Origin of the sequence: Oxalobacter paraformigenes (genome assembly GCF_000158475.2) — a bacterium.
Lineage (GTDB): Bacteria > Pseudomonadota > Gammaproteobacteria > Burkholderiales > Burkholderiaceae_D > Oxalobacter > Oxalobacter paraformigenes.
On record NZ_KI392031.1, the window covers coordinates 1701335 to 1720004 of the forward strand.

Genomic DNA, 18670 nt, shown 5'->3' on the forward strand with positions numbered 1-18670 from the left:
GGAGTGGACGGGAACAAGTCCAAGCGTTTTCTGAAAAATTCTTTCCGCTTTCAGCTTCAGTCCGATTCCCTGCCAATCGGGAAAACGCAACTTTTCCGTTTGTATTTTCAAAGTAATGATGACGTTTTCGACATGGGGTTTCCGTTTTCCGGGTCTTTTATTTGCGTACCGATTGGAACAAAACAGGAATTAAAATTACTTTTTATATTACAGTTATGGTATCCGCTTGCACATTTTGAAAAAGGTTTTCAAATGAACGGCTCATTTGTCCTCAAAACTCCAGCTTTCTTTGCGAAACAGGGTATGAAAACTTTTCTCTACAGCCTGTTTTTCGTCGGGATTTCCTTCTTTTCGGGCGATATTCTCGCAGACGACTTTACTGACGGGGTCCAATCGTATAAGAACGGGCAGTATCAGCAAGCGCTTTCCTCATTCGAACAGGGAGCAAGCAGACAGGATCCCCGTTCGGAATATGCGCTGGGCATTCTTTACCAGAATGGACTGGTCGTAAAAAAAGACGTGGAACGCGGTCTGCAACTGATTACACGATCGGCCAACCGGGGATTTGCCAGAGCCCAGAATTATCTGGGCGTTATGTATTACGAAGGCAACGGAGTCGAACCGAACAGCGATCGGGCATTTGAGTGGTATGGCAAAGCGGCCGTCCAAAATTATCCTGATGCGGAATACAACCTCGGAGTCATGTATGCGCTGGGAAAAGGCACACGACAGGATTTTGGTGAAGCGCTCAAGTGGCTCCGGAAAGCGGCCATGCATCAGTTGCCTGAAGCCCAATATGGATTGGGCGTCATGTATGCAAGAGGTCTCGGCGTCGAAAAAAACCCAGAACAATCCGCTTACTGGTTCGGCAAGGCCGCCAAACAAGGCTATTTGAAAGCCCAGAACAAAATGGGCGTTTTATATACCGAAGGGACAGGCGTTCCCAGGGACGAGGCGAAAGCGTTCCGGTGGTTCACACGTGCCGCTGAAAAAGGCTATGCCAAAGCGCAATACAATCTGGGTATCCTGTACGAAAACGGCAAGGGGACGAATGCCGATAAAACCAAGGCGATCGGCTGGTTCAGAAAAGCGGCCGCCCAGGGCAACGCCGACGCCCAGAAACGGCTGAAGACCCTTAAGGCGACATCGTGATTGACGGCGGCATTTCAGCAAAGGAAAACGGATCAATCCGAAACCGCCAAGGACGATTCCCGATAGTGATAAGCGGCCTTGTCGGACTGCCCTTTTTCTTCGTACAGTTGCGCCAGAATCAGATGCGCTCTGGGAAAAAGGGGGATTCCGGACTTTTGCTTTAGCGTCTCTTCAAGGTAATGACACGCTTTGTCGAAACGTTTTTGCCGATAATACAATTCCCCCAGTGTAAGCGTCCACTGTGCCTGCATCGCATATTTTTCTTTCCAGCTTTCGCAACACGCTATCCGTTTCTCCAAATCGTCGAATTCGCTTTCCGACGAGAATTCGACATAAGCCCGCATCAGGCCGGTATCCCAGTTCTCATTTAGCGAAAGGGTCAATACATCCCGGCTTTTATCGAGCCAGCCGCAAAAATAAAATGCATAGGCCGCACGAATCGCCAGAGAAGGCACTTTCCGGCTATCGACCGGTATGGCATTCCAGACAGCCATAACGGCATTGGCATCCGGCATCGTTTTCGACAACATCCCTTCATAAGCCTGCATTTTCAACTGTTCCGAAACCGCAGGCTGCAAAACACGATGATGATCGAGCGAGTGGACAAGCCTCAACACTTCATCCCAGTCGCCCGCCAGCTGGCTGGCGGCCAGCGACAGTCTTTGCAAATGGACATGACGCGTTCCATTGCTGTTCAAACGTCCGATCACGTCAAGCGCTTCATCGGGCTTGCGTTCGTCAATCAACAGCTCCGCCCGGGTAACCTGACAGGCCATACCGTAAACCGGATCGGTTTCCACCCTGTTCAGAAAGGTATCGCGCCGTTCATAACGTTGCAAGGCATGTGAGGCACGCGCTGCAATCATAGCGGAACAACTCCTGTTTTTTTCCCATTGCATCGCTTTTTCCGCTGCCTGTCCCGACTGGACGAACCGGCCTTCAAACAGAGTTCTCAACGCTTCCTGTAGTGCCTCATTGCTTTCGTTTTCTTTTTTAAGCGTTCGATAAGCGGCAATTTTTGAAGGAAGTTTCCAGGCCATATCAATTGCCTTGAAAACGAGAAACAGCAACACGTAAAAAAGCAGCAGCAACAACAGGAAAAAATTGAGCGATACATCGACACGATAAGGCGGCCAGAAAAAAACGACGTTGCCTGCATTGAAACGAACTAGAACAGCCAGTCCGACTGCCGAAGCGAATAAACCCAGTAAGCAGAGAAAAATGCGCATAACATTCAGTTCTGAAGTCGATAACGCTGTATGGCCGCCAGACTTTCCGTCAGGCCGGTAACCTCTACGGAAATCTCGCTGGCGCCAAGCTGTTCCAGAGTAGTCTTCACCGCTTTTACCGGTTCTGAAGCAGTGTCGAAATAACGGTCGAGAATAGCCAGAGAAGCGTCGATATCGTTTTTGAAAGACAAGGTGGAAGACGATAAAAGAGACAGACGCGACCCCAAAAGACGGAGCTTGAGATTTTCCCGGAGATAATAAGTTTGCAAAGGCGAAAGAATCATGGCCTCCGGGGAATCCACTCTTTGCACCTGTATAAGGCCATGAATTTCACTCCACACATCATCAATCCAGTCATTCCACAAGACAGTCGAGGCATGGACCCAGTCTGCCGGATGGAAAGAAAACCCGATTTGCCTTTTACTGCCGTTCGATTCCCTCTCTTCATGTCGGTCAAGCGGCTTTCCGTCTGAAATCAGAGGCAGTTTATCCACCTCACCGATAACTGCGTCCAGCTTCAGCACCATACCGGTTGTATCGACATGGGGAACCGACCTTAAACGTTCCATGTCTTTGGCAAGCGCAGCGCGCAGGACAATAAACTGCGGCTTCCGCGATTTTGCCAGCAAGCGGTCGGCGTTCTCCAGTGCAATAAGAGCGCCATTGATATTTTTGGACAACAACAACTGCTGATGGGCAGCGGAAAGGACCTGCTCGATTTCCGCCAGCGACCAGTCGTCTTTGCTTTTCGACAGTTCCTGATACATTTGCGAAAGCGATATCTGCTGATTCTGCGTCTCGGCCTGCTGATTTTCCAGAGTGGCTACCTTCGATTGCAAATCGGCTACGGCATCCTGCGTGGTTTTAGCCAGTGTTTTCGCTTCCATACTGATCTCGTCGCCCGTCTGGAGACGGCGCGCGATTTCCGAACGCAACTCTCTCATTTCAATATGCGAGTAAACCAGATGCGCGATAAACAAAAGTCCCGTTATCCCCAATGCCCAGGATAAAAAACGCAGACGCCGCTGCGTTTTCTTCAGCGGTTCCGTGCGGTCCCGGGAGGCTGGATCAGTGGTGGAATTCATCGAATATGGCGCGGAATGGTCGGCATTTACGGCACATTATATCGCTTCATCCTGCCAGCGTTAGCCGGGCAACCGATAGTGGAAAAAAGAACACATTTCCGACAAGAAGATTTTCTGCCGCAGGCACCGGAAAATGATGGGCTGTTCCCTCTCGTGAAAGTCGTTTATTTTTTTATTCTGTTGGCATTTCACGACAGGCTTGCCCGGTTACCGGAAAGAAGCTTTCAGGCAACCGGACTCCGCCGGCTTCATTCAGGGTGCAAAACGGGCCTGTCTGATAAATATCGTACAGATTCTTGCGTGTTTTTTCGGGAAAAAACGCAGGAAAGGTAGGATAACTGCCGAAAAAAGGTATACTCTCTCATTTGTTCAAATGCTTGCAGTGAACAGTACAATTCTGTTTTTACCGCATCGGGCGGTGAAGCCCGTTCACCTGTTTTTTCTTTCTGAACGGCTCGAGATGGCTTGACTGCTATGGACCGGTCTGCGTTTCCATACAAAAGCCCCGATTCCGTTTTTACTATGCTTGAAGAAAAAATAAACGATACATTCTGCAATCCCGAAACCAGCCATTAAAAATGGCCGGTTAATTTGTCTTACTGACCCTATTATCACTATGGCAGATCAGCATCAGGAAATGAGTTCCAATCATCCTCTATCATCCAGACAGGTATCCCCTGAAAAAGAAGACATTCGCATGCTGGGCCGCATGCTCGGCGATGTGATCCGTGAAAAAGAAGGCGAGGCTATTTTCAACCTGGTTGAAAAAGTCCGCCGGACAGCAGTGAGCTTCAGGCGCAATCCCGATCTCTATTCTGCGGATACCCTGAATAACCTGCTCAGGAATCTGAGCCGCAATCAGGCCATTTCCGTTGTCCGCGCCTTTTCCTACTTTTCCCATCTGGCCAACATCGCTGTCGACAAGCACGCGAATCTGGCTTATCGGGCAGCCCGCATCGCAGGCAAGGCGCCTGAAAAGGGCAGTCTCAGCTATGCGCTGAACATGCTCGATCAGTCCGGTGTAGCCGGTGCGGAAATCAAGAAACTGTTACATGAAACCTTTATCTCCCCTGTCCTGACCGCCCATCCAACCGAAGTGCAGCGCAAAAGCACGCTGGACAGCGAACGGGAAATCGCCCGGCTCTTGGCTGAGCACGGTACCGACCTGACGCCGAAAGAACGCAAACACAACACCGAAATGCTGTCTGCCCGCATCGCAGGGCTTTGGCAAACCCGTCTGCTGCGTTATACCCGGCTGTCGGTTGCCGATGAAATCAACAACGCGCTCTCTTATTACCGGATTACTTTCCTGCGCGAATTGCCGGAGCTTTACCACTCGATACAAGAAGAAATCGCCGAACGTTATCCGGAAAGTAGGGACGGTGTGCCCGCGCCCGGTTCGGAAAGCAAATATCTGCAGATGGGCAGCTGGATCGGCGGTGACCGCGACGGCAATCCGAATGTGAACGCCGACACAATGCTGCATGCACTGGAAAGGCAGTCCCATCTGATCATGGAGTTCTATCTGGAAGAAATCCATAATCTGGGCGCTGAACTGTCGATTTCCTCCCTGCTAAACCATGTCAGTCCGGAATTGCAGGAACTGGCCAATACTTCTTCCGACACGTCCCTGCACCGTGTGGACGAACCTTACCGTCGGGCGCTGATCGCCATTTATTCCCGAATGGCTGCCACAGCCCGCGATTACGGCATGACCAGTCTGTCACGCAGCGAAATCGGGGTAGGCGAAGCCTACCTGTCGCCCGATGAATTCGGTAAAGATCTGCAAATCATGATCGACTCGCTGAATCAGAATGCCGGCGGACTTCTTGTAAGAGCCCGGCTCGGTTCGCTTAAAGCGGCAGTCGACATTTTTGGCTTCCATCTGGCAACGCTCGATATGCGCCAGAGTTCGGATGTCCACGAACGCGTTCTGACGGAAATTTTTGCCGCCGCACAGGTCGAACCGGATTATGCGTCCCTTCCCGAAGAAAAAAAGATTGAATTGCTGATTGGCGAACTGAGCAAGCCGCGCTTGCTCTACTCCCCATTTGCACAGTATTCGGAAGAAACCGCTTCCGAACTCAAGATCATGCGCACGGCACGCTATATTCGTGAACAATACGGAAAACGCGCCATTACGAACTACATCATCTCTCACACGGAAACCGTATCGGACCTGCTTGAAGTCTATCTTCTTCAGAAAGAATCCGGCTTGCTGCACCCGAGACGGAACAGCGGCCTGGCAGCAAGCCAGCAATGGGAAGATGCCGAACTCGATTTGATGGCTATTCCCCTGTTTGAAACGATTCCCGATTTGCGTCTGGCCGCTACCATCATGAAGGAAGCGATGAGCATTCCCTTTATCCGTGAACTTATCAGAAAACAGGGCGATCTTCAGGAAGTCATGCTGGGCTATTCCGACTCGAACAAGGACGGCGGTTACACCACGTCGAACTGGGAACTCTACAAGGCCGAAAAACAGCTGGTTGCCCTTTTCAACGAGATGGGCGTCAAGCTGCGCTTGTTTCACGGACGCGGCGGCACTGTCGGACGCGGCGGTGGCCCGACCTACGAAGCCATTCTGGCCCAACCGCACGGTACCGTGAACGGACAGATCCGGCTTACCGAACAGGGCGAAATGATCGCTTCCAAGTTCGCCCATGCCGAAATCGGCAGTCGCAATCTGGAATTGCTGGTGGCCGCTACGCTTGAAGCCAGCCTGATGCCGGAAGACCAAAACAAGAAATACGCTGACAAAATGCACGATTTCGAAACGGCGCTCGAAGAAATTTCGGCACTGGCCTATCAAGCCTATCGTCACCTGGTTTACGAAACGCCTGGATTCACCGATTACTTTTTCCAGTCCACTCCGATTGCCGAAATTGCGGAACTGAACATCGGTTCACGTCCCGCATCGCGCAAATCGTCACGCCGCATCGAGGATTTGAGAGCTATTCCCTGGAGCTTTTCATGGGGACAATGCCGGGTTCTTTTGCCGGGCTGGTACGGCTTCGGTTCGGCGATCACCCAATGGCTGGATGAAAAAGACCCTGGCGTCAAAAACAGGAAAATCGCTCTCCTGCAATCCATGTACAAGGAATGGCCTTTCTTTGAATCCATGCTCTCGAATATGGACATGGTTCTTTCAAAGGCGGATCTGGCTATCGCTTACCGTTATTCGGAACTGGTTACTGACCAAAAACTGCGGGATAGTATTTTTTCAGAGATTTGTGCAGAGCATCAGCGGACACTGGAAAGCTTTGAAATCATCACCAGCCAAAAAGAACGTCTGGTCAACAATCCGGCGCTTGCCAAGGCTCTGAAAGACCGACTGGCCTACATCGATCCTCTGAACCATTTGCAGGTGGAACTGATCAAGCGCCACCGTAACCCTGGCAGTAATCCGGAAAATCTCGACGCACGTGCGACCCGCGGCATTCACCTGACGATCAACGGGATTTCGGCAGGAATGCGCAATACGGGCTGATCTGTACGGTTTTGGAAATGTCGGCTATCTTTCCAACCAGTTCCGGTTCGCCATCGTTTGAAGACGAGGGTGAACCGGTTTATATCCAGCGTAACGACCATGTCGCTACTCTCGTATTGAACCGGCCGGCAAAGCTGAATGCCATCAGCGCTTATATGTGGAAACGCTTGCATCTGGCCATAAGCGCCCTTTCAAAAGAGGATTCCCTGCGCTGTATCCTTGTCAAAAGCTCATCTGCCAAAGCGTTCTCTCCCGGTTGCGACATTCATGAATTCGAAGAGCTGCGTTCCAACAAAGAACAAGGCCGTCAATACGGCAGGCTGATGCATGAAACGCTTGCGGCTTTTCAAAACTGCCCCATTCCTCTCGTCGCCGAGATCGACGGCATATGCGTTGGCGCCGGTCTGGAAATCGCCTCCACCTGTGATTTCCGTATTTGCAGCGAGAAAAGCCGATTCGGCGCGCCGATTAAAAATCTCGGTCTGGTCATGGCTTATCCCGAACTGGAACCTCTCCTGCAACTGGCCGGAAAGGATGTCGTACTGGAAATGCTACTGGAAGGAAGAATTTTCAACGCGGCCGAAGCGTATGAAAAAAACCTTGTCACGTGCGTCGTTCCAACCGAACGGCTCTCTGTGAAAGTGAACGATACCATTTCCGGTATCGTAACGGGCGCACCGCTCGTTGCACGCTGGCACAAGAAATTTGTCAAACGGCTGATCACTCCCTCCGCCGTTACTCCGGCAGAGTACGATGAATGCTTCGACTGTTTCGACACGGAAGATTTCAGAAGCGGTTGCCAGGCCTTCCTGAATCGAACGCCTCCTCGCTTCAGGGGAAAATAACAAAGCGGGAACAATTCACGCTTTTACGATAGGCGGTCGTTCAGGCATTCTTCAGATGCCGCGACAGATAAACGCTTTGGCCGATTATGAAGACCAGCATCAGCCCCATCCCGCCGAAAAGCTTGAAACTGACCCAGGTAGAAGTTTCGAAACCGCCCCAGAAGGCCACATAGAGATTCAGCACTCCCATAAAGGCGAAAAAAGCGATCCATGCCATATTCAGTCTCTGCCAGACGGGATCGGGCAACTGGATCTTCTTTTCCATCATGGCACGAATCAGATTTTTTCTGAATAGCAGATTGGCAAGCAAAAGCGCGCCGCCAAACAGCCAGTACAAAACGGTCGGTTTCCATTTGATGAATTCCTCGCTGCCGAAATAAATGGTAGCGCCGCCGAAAACGGTGATAACGACAAGCGATACCCATAAAGTGGCTTCGATTTTCTTCTTCCTTAAAAACAGATAAACGATCTGCAAGGCGCTGGCGACAATCGCAAGCGCTGTCGCCAGCAAAATGGGAACGGAAGATTCCGGTATGGCCGGGCCGGCGACAAAAGCGGACAGATACCTGTCTGCCAGGGCCTGCGCAGAAACGATATGGTTCTTGGCCCAGGAATAGGAACCGAAAAACAGAATGACAGGGAACAGATCAAAAAGAAACTTCATTTTTACTCAATCATTTATCAGAAGATTCCGCAGACTTCGGCAAAGGCTCGAAGCGCAAGGCCACAGAATTAATACAATAACGCAATCCCGTAGGAGGCGGTCCGTCGTCAAATACATGTCCGAGATGGGCATCGCATATGGCGCAAATAATCTCGGTACGAACCATTCCCAAGCGGGTATCGACTTTTTCAATCACATTTTCGGGATCAATCGGTTTGAAGAAACTGGGCCAGCCACAACCTGAATCGAACTTCGTATCGGACAGGAATAAAGGTGTTCCGCAATTAACGCAATAATATACTCCTGTTTTGTCGTGATTCCAGTACTCACCACTAAAAGGATATTCCGTTCCTCCCTGGCGCGTGACTTCATAAGCCAGTGGAGACAACTGCGCTTTCCATTCGGCATCCGTTTTCCGGACTTTATTTCGGGCAGTCATAAATCGCTCCTCAATAATTGTTAAACCGCTGGTGAAAAAACAAACTATAAGGCATCAATCTCCCTTTCATCTTCAGATTTGTTAAAAAGGCGTGAGTTCAGTAAGCCACTGTCCTTTTAAAAACGGGCCCGGCCTAATCCATCCTTTCGAACACAGCCATCGATTCCACATGTGAAGTGTGTGGGAACATATTGACGACACCGGCCAAATGAAGCCGGTAGCCCCCCTCCGTAACGAGAATGCCGGCATCCCGCGCCAGCGTCGAGGGATTGCAGGAAACGTAAACGATCCGCCTGGGCCTGAGCGCTTCCTGATGCTTCCCCAATTCTGCAATGGACTGACAGACAGCGGCGGCGCCATCCCGGGGCGGATCGATCAGCACCTTGTCGAACGGCCCCAGACCGATCCAGTCTTTTACTGTCATCTCAAACAAATTGCGCGTTTCAAAACGGGTTTTTTCTTCCAGGCCGTTCAGCAGGGCACTTTCTTTGGCCCTCTCTGTCAATATTTCGCTGCCCTCGATTCCCACGACTTCTGCGGCATGCCGTGCAATCGGCAAGGAAAAATTGCCCAATCCGCAAAACAGATCGGCAATCCTGTCGTTCTTTTCAATTTCAAGCAAGCGAATAGCCCGGGAAACCAGTACCGGATTGATGTGATGATTGACCTGTGTGAAATCGCCCGGTTTAAACGGCATTTCAACATTGAATTCCGGTAATCTGTATTTCAGTTTGTTCCCGGCCGGGTAAAACAGGGTAATCGTATCCGGTCCTTTCGACTGCAACCACCACTGAATATCATGATCGTCAGCAAAGCGTTTCAGCCGGTTTTCATCTTCCTTCGTCAAAGGCGCCATAATCCGTAACAGAAGCGCTGTCACCAGACCGTCTCTGTCATTTCCGATGGCAACCTCGATTTGAGGCACCTGTTGTCTGATAGACAGGGAACCGATCAGCTCCCTCAAGGGAACGAGCATTTCCGAAATATGGCGTGGCATAACGGAACACTGCGTCATATCGGCGACATATCTCGACTGTTTTTCCCGGAAGCCAACCAGTATCCCCCCTTTCTTCGGCACATCATTCACCGAAAGACGGGCGCGGAACCGGTATCCCCAGTAAGGGCCGTAAATCGGACGCAACATCCTTTCCGCTTTTACCTTGCCGATATGCCGGAGATTGTCCTCCAGCACCCGTTGTTTGATAGCCACCTGAGCGGCAGGGTCGAGATGCTGCATCGAACACCCCCCGCAAATTCCGAAATGAGGGCAATCCGGTTCGACCCGTAACGGCGATTCCTGGAGAAGAGAAACCGTTCTGGCCAATTCCCACTTGCTTTTCCTTTTCCAGGTCTCACACTGAACGGTTTCCCCGGGTAAAGCCCCTTCGACAAACACCACTTTTCCCGGCGTTCCGTCTTCATTGGGCAAGTGACCGACACCGCGGCCTTCCGTATCCAGCGATTTGATTGAGATGATATGAATGGGCATAACTGTTGGATAATAAATAACGCATATTGCAAGAATATGCGTTATTCAGAAAATGGAGATAAAAAACGGTTATTGTTCAGGCAGATATTTTACCGGATCGACCGGTTTCCCCTGATAACGGATCTCGAAGTGCAGCTTGACCCGGTCGCTATCCGTATTGCCCATTTCGGCAATTTGCTGACCCCGCTTTATTTGCTGCTTTTCCTTGACCAAAATCCTGTCATTATGCGCGTAAGCCGACAGAACATTGTCACTGTGTTTGATGATGACCAGATTGCCATAACCGTTCATGCTGCCTTTATGCAAAACCGTTCCATCAGCTGCCGACAAAACCTGTTGCCCTTTGGTTCCGGCAATGTCGATACCCCGGTTTTTGCCCGCGGCAAAAGAGGCAATTACTTTGCCCTGCGCAGGCCAGCTCCAGCCAATACTCTCGACTTCCACGATGCCGCTGGATGAAGCCGCTGTAACGGAAGACGCTGTTCCGGTTTTCAAAGAACTGGCAGGAGACGGTACCGGAGCGGTACGCGTTTCTTTTTTTGCCGCTTCAATTGTCCGCACTTCAACCTGTGAAGCAGTTCCGACACTGGCGGTCTGGACACCGGACTGACTCTCGGCAGGTGGCTGAACCCGAATGACCTGTCCCACTTTCAGATCGTTGAGATCGACAAGATGGTTCCAGGAAGCAAGCTCCGCCACAGTATGGCCTGAACGTCGCGAAATTTGTGAAAGCGTATCGCCCCGCCGAACGGTATACCGGATCGTGTTTTCGTCAATAGGTTGATCGGCAACAGCGCCGGCAATGGTCGAACGATCGGCAATCGGTGCCGTTCTCTGAGGACTGCTGCATGCGCACAAACCAGCACAAACAATCATCAATAATGAATAACCCGTTTTTTTCATTTAAAGCATTCCCATTTTTCGGCACTCCGACTTTCAGACGATACCCTTTTGCAAAGGCACAAAATGGCAATCGTCCAGTACAATTTTTTCCCACCTGGTTTCAGCGGTTCTCGTCACCAGTTGCAAGGTTTGCCGCTCCCCGCCTACTGGCGCAATCAACCGTCCTCCAACCGCCAGCTGCTTCAACAGCGCTTCCGGCACTTTCAGACCTGCCGCCGCCACAACGATCCCGTCAAACGGCGCCACCTGCGGCAAACCCAGCATACCGTCTCCGTAATGCAGGCGTAAATTGGCGATTCTCATCGGTCTGAGATTGCGGCGAGCCAATTCATGCAAAGTTTTTACACGCTCAATAGAATAAACCTCATTCGCTATTTTAGCGAGAATTGCAGCCTGATACCCGCATCCGGTGCCGATTTCAAGCACCTTTTGCATCATTGATTCCCGCTTTCCGATTCGCAAGGCTTCCAGCATTTTCGCGACAGTAGAAGGCTTTGAAATCGTCTGATGAGAACCGATCGGCAATGCTATATCGGCATAAGCCTGTCCCGACAATCCGGATTCGACAAACAAATGACGGGGAATCTGCCCCATCGCCTGCAATACAACGGCATCTTTGACCCCTCCACGCGCCAGCCGTTCTGTCATGGAACGTAAAGACCGGGACACAGCCGACCCGTTCCAGCCTGTTTCCGGCAATGACAACGGTTTTCTGCCGAACGCGTTCAACGCCAGGTTTTCGGCTTTGTTTTGTATCGCGGTCTGTGAGCCGGCAAAACTTTTCCCGGCTCCTTGCGGATTCAGTTTCTCAAACGAAGTCCGCCCCACTACGCTGGACAAGGGCAAAGGGAACGATTTCGCTTTTTTGTTCATTCGAGTATTTTCTTCAGATCGCCCAGTACAGAAGTATGCGTCCAGTCCAGTTGGAGAGGCGTTACCGACACATGTCCGCTCCGGATCGCATGAAAATCGGTGCCTTCTCCTGCATCCCGAACGGGGCCTGACGGCCCGATCCAGAAAATTTCCCGATCAAACGGATCCTTTTCGCGAATAACCGCTTCCGATTCGTGGCGACGTCCAAGACGGGTCGCGCAGATTTTTTTCAGTTCGGCATAGGGCTTGTTGGGAATATTGACGTTCAACAGGAACGGTTTGGGCAATTTCTCGTAGACCCGCAAAACGACATCTCGTGCGACCAGCGCAGCGCTTTCCAACTCGGCCCACCCCTTGTTGACCTGTGAAAAAGCGATTGAAGGGATATCGAAGAGATAACCTTCCATGGCGGCAGCTACCGTACCGGAATAAATCGTATCTTCCCCCATGTTCTGGCCGTGGTTGATGCCGGCAACGACCAGATCGGGCCGCCAGGGCAGCACACCCGTTACGGCAATATGCACACAGTCAGAAGGGGTACCTGTTGTGTAGAGAAACCCATTGTTTCCCTTATATACCGAAATGGGACGCTCAAGCGTCAGCGAACTGGACGCCCCCGAGCGATTGCTGTCAGGAGCGACTACGGCAATCTCGGCAACCGATTCCAGCGCTTTTGCAAGCGCGCTGATCCCTGGCGCCAGATAACCGTCATCATTACTGATCAATATACGCATCGGAACCACTTGTCAGGCAAATTAATCTGAACGTCTGGCGATCGGGAATTCCCTTTTTTACACCAGACACCGGAAAGTGAAGCTCATTCTTTTTGGGGCAAGGAAAGCAAGGCCAGTATTTCGGACAACTCCGAACGAACCGTTTCCAGATCAACGAAAGAGCCTGTTATGGCGACTTCATCCTTTTCAGGAATCTCTTCCGCAACAACCTTTCGTGCGCCACGTTCATTGAGCTTGTTTCTCGCGCCGCTGATCGTAAAGCCCTGATCGTACAGCAACTCCCGGATCCGTCTGATCAGCAGAACCTCATGATGCTGATAATAGCGCCGGTTACCCCTGCGCTTGACCGGTTTCAACTGGGTGAATTCCTGTTCCCAGTAGCGCAAGACATGCGGCTTGACGCCGCATAATTCGCTGACTTCCCCGATCGTGAAATAACGTTTGGCCGGTATGGAAGGTAAAACAACTGCCTCAGACTTGTGGACTCGTTCATTCATGGAAATGGTCACGTTACTCGTCAAGTTATCCCGCTGATTCAACCATCGATTTCAGCTTCTGGCTGGCATGAAATGTCACGACCCGCCTTGCTGTAATGGGAATCTCTTCTCCGGTTCGGGGATTACGCCCGGGGCGCTGTGGCTTGTCGCGCAACTGGAAATTGCCAAAGCCCGATAACTTGACCATTTCCCCCCGTTCCAGCGCACAGCAGATTTCCTCAAAAAAGGTTTCGACCATTTCCTTGGCTTCGCGCTTGTTCAGGCCGACCTGCTCATACAACAATTCGGTCAGCTCGGCTTTGGTCAAAGTCGATGTGTTTTTGTCAGAATCCGGCGAAGCGTCTTTTTTCAAAGAAGCGGATTCTGTCTTTTCTGTTAATTGCGAATCGGTGGATCGTCTCATTATTGTTGTAAAAAACCAAACATCTACTCGGAAACTCAGGTACGCAGTTTTGCACCCAAATCTTTTTCGGCTGCAGCGACAAATGCAGTAATGGCGGCATCCACGACTTCATCCTGCAGAGTTCCATTGGCATCTTGCAAGGTAAATCTGAACGCAAGACTCTTTTCATTGGCCCCAAGGCCTTTACCGCGATAATCATCAAACAAAACAACAGCTTGCATGATACGGCAGAAAGGATTATTATCTTTTTCCCTGTAAAATCTGTCAATGATTTCTTGCACAGACATCGATATATCGACAACCAGAGCGATATCCCGCGTCACCGGCTGGAAACGCGATATTTCAGTATATACCGGCACTTCGACAGATTGCAGCGCTTTAACATCCACTTCAAACAGTATCGGCGCATGCGGCAAATCGTATCGATGCTGCCAGGACGGGTGCAATTCGCCGATAAAGCCAATATCCTGACCATCCAGCTCCAGTCTGGCACACCGTCCGGGATGCAGCGCCGGATGAGTTGCCTTCACGAAACGCAGTTTTGCCGGAGCGAACAGGGCTTCAAGATCGGCTTTTACATCAAAAAAATCGACTTGCCGCTCGGGCAATCCCCATTGTTCTTCCTCCGACAGACCGTACGCGATAGCGGCAAGACGTTTGGGCTGTTCGTAACCTGCAACAGTCAAAGGCCCATCTTCCACCTTGTCGTTTCGCAAAAAAACGGCACCGATTTCAAACAGACGGACTCTTGAGAACTTGCGATTCAGATTGTAACGGACATTGGCGACCAGATTGCCGATCATGGTAGAACGCATGACACTCATCTGGCTGGCAATCGGATTTAACAATCGTATCGGATTATCGTTACCGGCAAAATCCTTTTCCCAGTCTTCTTCCACAAAGCTGTAGTTGACCACTTCCTGATAATCGAGATCGGCCATCTGCTGGCGGATTGAAAACAGCGAGCGGACATTTTCCGGATTGATACGCATGACATTCGATGCAACAGGAGGCAAGGCCGGTATATTTTCGAAGCCATAAATCCGGGCGATTTCCTCAATCAGATCTTCCTCGATTTCAAGATCGAAACGATAGGAGGGAGGCGTGACTGTAAAAGTGTCGCCGTTCCGGACGAACGCAAGTCCCAAACGCGTGAAAATGTCGGCAATCTGGTCTGCCTTCACGGGAATACCGATCACACTTTCCGCTTTTTCCCGGCGCAAGACCACCGGCTTGCGTTCCGGCAAATTGAGAATCTGGTCATCGACAGGCCCTACCGTCGTTTCGCCTTCAACACCGCAGATTTCCAGTACCAGCGCCGTGATGCGCTCAAGAGCGGCAACCGTTCCATTGTAATCGACACCCCGTTCAAAACGGTGCGAGGCATCGGTCGAGAAATTGAAGCGTCTGGCGCGCCCCCGAATAGCATCAGGCCACCAGAACGCCACCTCAATGAAAATATTGCGTGTATCCGATGAAACCGACGTCCTGTCGCCGCCCATAATGCCACCCAGAAATTCCACGGCTGTGTCGTCCGCAATAACGCCGATCCAGTCGTCCACATCGACTGTCATATCGTTTAGCAACTTGACCTTTTCGCCTTTTTTACCCCAACGAACCGTCAGGGATTTGTCGATTTTATCAAGATCGTAAATGTGGTTCGGCTGCCCGCCTTCAAGCATGACATAATTCGAGATATCGACCAGCGCCGAGATGGAACGCTGGCCGCTGCGTTCAAGGCGCTGCTTCATCCATTCCGGTGTCGGAGCATTGGCATTGATTCCCTTGATCACCCTGCCTGAAAAACGGCCGCACAGATCCGGTGCTTCAACCTTGACAGGCAACTTGTCGCCGGAAGTCACCCTGGCCGGCGCAGATACCGGACGATTCAGGGTGGCACCCGACACAGCGGCCACTTCCCGCGCCACGCCCAGTACGGACAGGCAATCTGCCTTGTTGGGCGTCAGCTTGACATCGAAAATAGCGTCTTCAAGCTGGAGATAATCCCGCAGGCTGGCTCCTACCGGCGCATCTTCCGGCAAATCCATAATGCCGGAATGATCTTCCGACAATTGCAATTCACGGAACGAACACAACATTCCGTTCGATTCCACACCACGCAACTTGCCTTTTTTGATCGAAAAAGGTTTGCCATCCTCTCCCGGCGGCAAAACGGCGCCGACCAATGCACAACCCGTTTTCATGCCCGGCCGGACATTGGGTGCGCCGCATACGATATTCAGGATCGTGCCGGTACCCGCATCGACCTGACACACACTCAAACGATCGGCATTCGGATGCTTTTTTACTTCCAGCACTTCTGCCACGACGATATCCGAAAAAGGTTTCGCGACCGGCACGACCTCTTCCACTTCCAGTCCCGACATCGTCATCAAATGCGCCAATTCATCCGTTGTCAAATCCGGATCAACCATTGTCCGAAGCCAGTTTTCAGAAAATTGCATAGTCAGCTTTCAACACAAAAAACCGCAAGAGTTAAAAATCGTTTTAATTGAACTGTTTCAGAAAACGCAAATCGCCTTCATAAAACAGTCTCAAATCATTGATGCCGTAACGCAGCATCGTCAGTCTTTCCAGACCGGAACCGAAGGCAAACCCGATATTGTTTTCGGGATCGATCCCCATATTTTTCAAAACATTGGGATGCACCTGACCGGCACCCGAGACTTCCAGCCATCTGCCCTTCAAGGGGCCGGTACCGAAAGCGATGTCGATCTCTGCCGACGGTTCGGTAAACGGGAAATAGGACGGACGGAAACGGACCTGAAGATTCTCAGTTTCGAAAAAAGCCTGAACGAAATTCAGATAAACACCCTTAAGGTCCGCAAAACTGATGTTCCTGTCTATCCACAAACCTTCCACCTGATGAAACATCGGCGAATGAGTTGCATCGCTATCCACACGATAAGTACGCCCCGGCGCGATGACCTTCACAGGCAAGGCATGCGAACGCGCATAACGCACCTGCATCGGGCTGGTATGCGTACGCAGCAGCAAGGGTTTTCCCTGCGAATCCTTGCCTTCGATATAAAACGTATCCTGCATCGAACGGGCCGGATGGTTTTCGGGGCTGTTTAACGCCGTGAAATTCGTCCAGTCCGTTTCGATTTCCGGCCCATCGGCCACATCGAAACCGATGGAGCCGAATATTCTTTCAATACGTTCCCAGGTTCTCATGACCGGATGAATGCCGCCTTTGCCTCGTCCCCTGCCCGGCAAAGTCACGTCAATCGCCTCGGCATTCAGTTTCGCTTGCAATTTTTCATTCGCCAGTTCCTGACGTCTTGCATTCAGGGCACCTTCAATCCGGCTTTTGGCCGCATTGATAATGGCACCCTGCGCCTTGCGTCGTTCGGGTTCCATCTTTCCGAGCATTTTCATTTGCCCGGTAATCAACCCGGTCTTGCCGAGATATTTTGCCTTGGCGTTTTCAAGCGACACCGCATCGGGCGCATTCTGAAAATCTTCTTTTGCCAAAGAAATCAACTGTTCTAACGAATCCATGCCATTTGTTCCTGTCGGACAACAGAAAAATAAAAAAGCGGGGCAAGTTCATCCCTTGCCCCGCCCCGTTCCATGCATACTGCAAGACGATCAAGCCGCGATAGCAGCCTTAACCTGATTGACGATTGCAGCGAAAGCAGGTTTGTCTGCCACAGCCATATCGGCCAGTACCTTGCGGTCCAGCTCGATTGCCGCTTTTTTCAGACCATTCATAAATACGCTGTAGGACATTCCCAGTTCACGGGTTGCGGCGTTGATACGCGTAATCCACAGGGCACGGAATACCCGTTTTTTGTTCCGGCGATCACGATAGGCATACTGCCCCGCCTTCATGACAGCTTCTTTCGCTACGCGATAAACCGAGCTTCGGCGACCACGATAACCTTTGGCTTCGGCAAGCAATTTTTTATGACGGGCCCGCGCGGTGACCCCACGTTTTACTCTGGACATATTCTTTCCTTGTTATTCGTGTTAGTGGATCATGCGCTTGGCATCATGCGCAATACGGAAGAAACATCACTCGCGTTGACATTGGTCATTCCGCGCAACTGACGTTTGACTTTGGTGGTTTTCTTGGTCAGGATATGACGCTTGAAGGCTTGCGCACACTTCACGGTTCCACCCGGACGAACGCGAAAACGTTTTTTCGCGCTGCTTTTGGTTTTCATTTTTGGCATATAACTTTTTGTCCTTTCGGACAACTCCTTTTTTATATGATCGCAGGTGGCCGCACTTCTGCTGCACTTGTAGGCCTGCTCACACTTGTTTTACAGCGGAGAACCGCTGTTCTTTTTCCGCCGTGTCACGACGGAAGCAGATTCTATTTCTTTTTCCTGGGGGCCAGCACCATGACCATCTGGCGGCCTTCCATTTTCGGAAACTGTTCAACCTGACCGTATGGATCCAGATCCTGTTTCAAACGCTCCAACATTCTGAAACCGATATCCTGATGCGCCATCTCACGGCCACGGAAACGCAATGTGACCTTGCATTTGTCGCCGTCTTCCAGAAACTTGATCAGATTGCGCAACTTGATATTATAGTCTCCTTCATCCGTTCCCGGACGAAATTTGACTTCCTTGACGGAAATCACTTTCTGCTTCAGTTTCGCCTCGTGCGCTTTCTTTTGCTCGGCATATTTGAATTTGCCGTAATCCATGAGACGACAAACGGGCGGACGGGCATTCGGCGCAATCTCGACCAGATCCACATCGGCCTCTTCAGCCAGTTTGAAAGCTTCCTGAAGACTTACAATACCAATCTGCTCATTATCCACGCCCATCAGACGCACTTCCTGAGCCGTAATTTCGCCGTTGATGCGATGAGACTTGTCAGTAGCTAT

19 protein-coding genes are annotated in these 18670 nt (G+C 51.0%); 4 read left to right on the plus strand and 15 right to left on the minus strand.

Annotation, left to right across the window (positions count from 1 at the left end; genetic code table 11):
* Positions 1-303 precede the first annotated feature (303 nt).
* On the plus strand, positions 304-1152 hold the full coding sequence (locus tag OFAG_RS13100) for a tetratricopeptide repeat protein (protein ID WP_147617622.1): 849 nt from the start codon (positions 304-306) through the stop codon (positions 1150-1152).
* A gap of 32 nt (positions 1153-1184) precedes the next feature.
* Here OFAG_RS13100 and OFAG_RS12220 read toward each other — a convergent pair whose 3' ends face one another.
* Positions 1185-2381, minus strand: a complete 1197-nt coding sequence (locus tag OFAG_RS12220) for a heme biosynthesis HemY N-terminal domain-containing protein (RefSeq protein WP_005875649.1) — start codon at positions 2379-2381, stop codon at positions 1185-1187.
* A gap of 5 nt (positions 2382-2386) precedes the next feature.
* On the minus strand, positions 2387-3466 hold the full coding sequence (locus OFAG_RS12225) for a uroporphyrinogen-III C-methyltransferase (protein WP_005875648.1): 1080 nt from the start codon (positions 3464-3466) through the stop codon (positions 2387-2389).
* Between the two features lie 15 nt (positions 3467-3481).
* On the opposite strand from OFAG_RS12225, the gene OFAG_RS12230 reads away from it, so the two are divergent.
* The 3 genes from OFAG_RS12230 to OFAG_RS12240 all read left to right on the plus strand — a co-directional run bounded on the left by OFAG_RS12230 (position 3482) and on the right by OFAG_RS12240 (position 7801).
* Complete coding sequence (locus OFAG_RS12230) at positions 3482-3799, plus strand: hypothetical protein (RefSeq protein WP_040720676.1); 318 nt, start codon at positions 3482-3484, stop codon at positions 3797-3799.
* 283 nt (positions 3800-4082) lie between these two features.
* The gene (gene ppc, locus OFAG_RS12235) at positions 4083-6956 is read left to right on the plus strand and encodes a phosphoenolpyruvate carboxylase (RefSeq protein ID WP_005875646.1); all 2874 of its coding nucleotides are present in this window, start codon (positions 4083-4085) and stop codon (positions 6954-6956) included.
* 17 nt (positions 6957-6973) lie between these two features.
* A complete protein-coding gene (locus tag OFAG_RS12240; protein ID WP_005875645.1) occupies positions 6974-7801 on the plus strand; it encodes an enoyl-CoA hydratase/isomerase family protein in 828 nt (275 codons plus the stop codon).
* 40 nt (positions 7802-7841) lie between these two features.
* Here the strand turns inward: OFAG_RS12240 and OFAG_RS12245 are convergent, their stop codons facing one another.
* From OFAG_RS12245 to infC, 13 genes are all read right to left on the minus strand, one after another.
* On the minus strand, positions 7842-8465 hold the full coding sequence (locus OFAG_RS12245) for a septation protein A (protein WP_005875644.1): 624 nt from the start codon (positions 8463-8465) through the stop codon (positions 7842-7844).
* Between the two features lie 10 nt (positions 8466-8475).
* Positions 8476-8904 (minus strand): peptide-methionine (R)-S-oxide reductase MsrB, encoded by a 429-nt coding sequence (gene msrB / locus OFAG_RS12250; RefSeq protein ID WP_005875643.1) that lies wholly within the window; start codon positions 8902-8904, stop codon positions 8476-8478.
* 133 nt (positions 8905-9037) lie between these two features.
* Positions 9038-10393 carry a 23S rRNA (uracil(1939)-C(5))-methyltransferase RlmD gene (gene rlmD / locus OFAG_RS12255; RefSeq protein ID WP_005875642.1) on the minus strand — a complete coding sequence of 452 codons (1356 nt, stop codon included), beginning with the start codon at positions 10391-10393 and terminating at the stop codon, positions 9038-9040.
* Between the two features lie 69 nt (positions 10394-10462).
* Entirely contained in the window at positions 10463-11296 is an 834-nt protein-coding gene (locus OFAG_RS12260; RefSeq protein ID WP_005875641.1) for a peptidoglycan DD-metalloendopeptidase family protein, read from the minus strand.
* A 33-nt stretch (positions 11297-11329) separates the two neighbouring features.
* On the minus strand, positions 11330-12169 hold the full coding sequence (locus tag OFAG_RS12265; RefSeq protein WP_020995354.1) for a protein-L-isoaspartate(D-aspartate) O-methyltransferase: 840 nt from the start codon (positions 12167-12169) through the stop codon (positions 11330-11332).
* On the minus strand, positions 12166-12903 hold the full coding sequence (gene surE / locus OFAG_RS12270) for a 5'/3'-nucleotidase SurE (RefSeq protein WP_005875639.1): 738 nt from the start codon (positions 12901-12903) through the stop codon (positions 12166-12168). Before surE ends, OFAG_RS12265 begins: the two co-directional genes overlap by 4 nt.
* An 83-nt stretch (positions 12904-12986) precedes the next feature.
* Positions 12987-13400 (minus strand): MerR family transcriptional regulator, encoded by a 414-nt coding sequence (locus OFAG_RS12275; protein ID WP_005875638.1) that lies wholly within the window; start codon positions 13398-13400, stop codon positions 12987-12989.
* 25 nt (positions 13401-13425) lie between these two features.
* Complete coding sequence (locus tag OFAG_RS12280) at positions 13426-13803, minus strand: integration host factor subunit alpha (RefSeq protein ID WP_005875637.1); 378 nt, start codon at positions 13801-13803, stop codon at positions 13426-13428.
* Between the two features lie 35 nt (positions 13804-13838).
* Entirely contained in the window at positions 13839-16268 is a 2430-nt protein-coding gene (gene pheT / locus OFAG_RS12285) for a phenylalanine--tRNA ligase subunit beta (protein ID WP_005875636.1), read from the minus strand.
* A 43-nt stretch (positions 16269-16311) separates the two neighbouring features.
* Positions 16312-17328, minus strand: coding sequence for a phenylalanine--tRNA ligase subunit alpha (gene pheS / locus OFAG_RS12290; RefSeq protein WP_005875634.1), 1017 nt, complete (start codon positions 17326-17328; stop codon positions 16312-16314).
* 90 nt (positions 17329-17418) lie between these two features.
* Complete coding sequence (rplT, locus tag OFAG_RS12295) at positions 17419-17778, minus strand: 50S ribosomal protein L20 (protein WP_005875631.1); 360 nt, start codon at positions 17776-17778, stop codon at positions 17419-17421.
* 29 nt (positions 17779-17807) lie between these two features.
* A complete protein-coding gene (gene rpmI, locus OFAG_RS12300; protein ID WP_005875629.1) occupies positions 17808-18005 on the minus strand; it encodes a 50S ribosomal protein L35 in 198 nt (65 codons plus the stop codon).
* A 143-nt stretch (positions 18006-18148) separates the two neighbouring features.
* A complete protein-coding gene (infC, locus tag OFAG_RS12305) occupies positions 18149-18670 on the minus strand; it encodes a translation initiation factor IF-3 (protein ID WP_081695703.1) in 522 nt (173 codons plus the stop codon).

Coding starts and splice junctions, on each gene's coding strand:
- OFAG_RS13100 (WP_147617622.1), top strand. CDS start 304: ATGAAAACTTTTCTCTACAGCCTGTTTTTCGTCGGGATTTCCTTCTTT.
- OFAG_RS12220 (WP_005875649.1), bottom strand. CDS start 2,381: ATGCGCATTTTTCTCTGCTTACTGGGTTTATTCGCTTCGGCAGTCGGA.
- OFAG_RS12225 (WP_005875648.1), bottom strand. CDS start 3,466: ATGAATTCCACCACTGATCCAGCCTCCCGGGACCGCACGGAACCGCTG.
- OFAG_RS12230 (WP_040720676.1), top strand. CDS start 3,482: ATGGTCGGCATTTACGGCACATTATATCGCTTCATCCTGCCAGCGTTA.
- ppc (WP_005875646.1), top strand. CDS start 4,083: ATGGCAGATCAGCATCAGGAAATGAGTTCCAATCATCCTCTATCATCC.
- OFAG_RS12240 (WP_005875645.1), top strand. CDS start 6,974: ATGTCGGCTATCTTTCCAACCAGTTCCGGTTCGCCATCGTTTGAAGAC.
- OFAG_RS12245 (WP_005875644.1), bottom strand. CDS start 8,465: ATGAAGTTTCTTTTTGATCTGTTCCCTGTCATTCTGTTTTTCGGTTCC.
- msrB (WP_005875643.1), bottom strand. CDS start 8,904: ATGACTGCCCGAAATAAAGTCCGGAAAACGGATGCCGAATGGAAAGCG.
- rlmD (WP_005875642.1), bottom strand. CDS start 10,393: ATGCCCATTCATATCATCTCAATCAAATCGCTGGATACGGAAGGCCGC.
- OFAG_RS12260 (WP_005875641.1), bottom strand. CDS start 11,296: ATGAAAAAAACGGGTTATTCATTATTGATGATTGTTTGTGCTGGTTTG.
- OFAG_RS12265 (WP_020995354.1), bottom strand. CDS start 12,169: ATGAACAAAAAAGCGAAATCGTTCCCTTTGCCCTTGTCCAGCGTAGTG.
- surE (WP_005875639.1), bottom strand. CDS start 12,903: ATGCGTATATTGATCAGTAATGATGACGGTTATCTGGCGCCAGGGATC.
- OFAG_RS12275 (WP_005875638.1), bottom strand. CDS start 13,400: ATGAATGAACGAGTCCACAAGTCTGAGGCAGTTGTTTTACCTTCCATA.
- OFAG_RS12280 (WP_005875637.1), bottom strand. CDS start 13,803: ATGAGACGATCCACCGATTCGCAATTAACAGAAAAGACAGAATCCGCT.
- pheT (WP_005875636.1), bottom strand. CDS start 16,268: ATGCAATTTTCTGAAAACTGGCTTCGGACAATGGTTGATCCGGATTTG.
- pheS (WP_005875634.1), bottom strand. CDS start 17,328: ATGGATTCGTTAGAACAGTTGATTTCTTTGGCAAAAGAAGATTTTCAG.
- rplT (WP_005875631.1), bottom strand. CDS start 17,778: ATGTCCAGAGTAAAACGTGGGGTCACCGCGCGGGCCCGTCATAAAAAA.
- rpmI (WP_005875629.1), bottom strand. CDS start 18,005: ATGCCAAAAATGAAAACCAAAAGCAGCGCGAAAAAACGTTTTCGCGTT.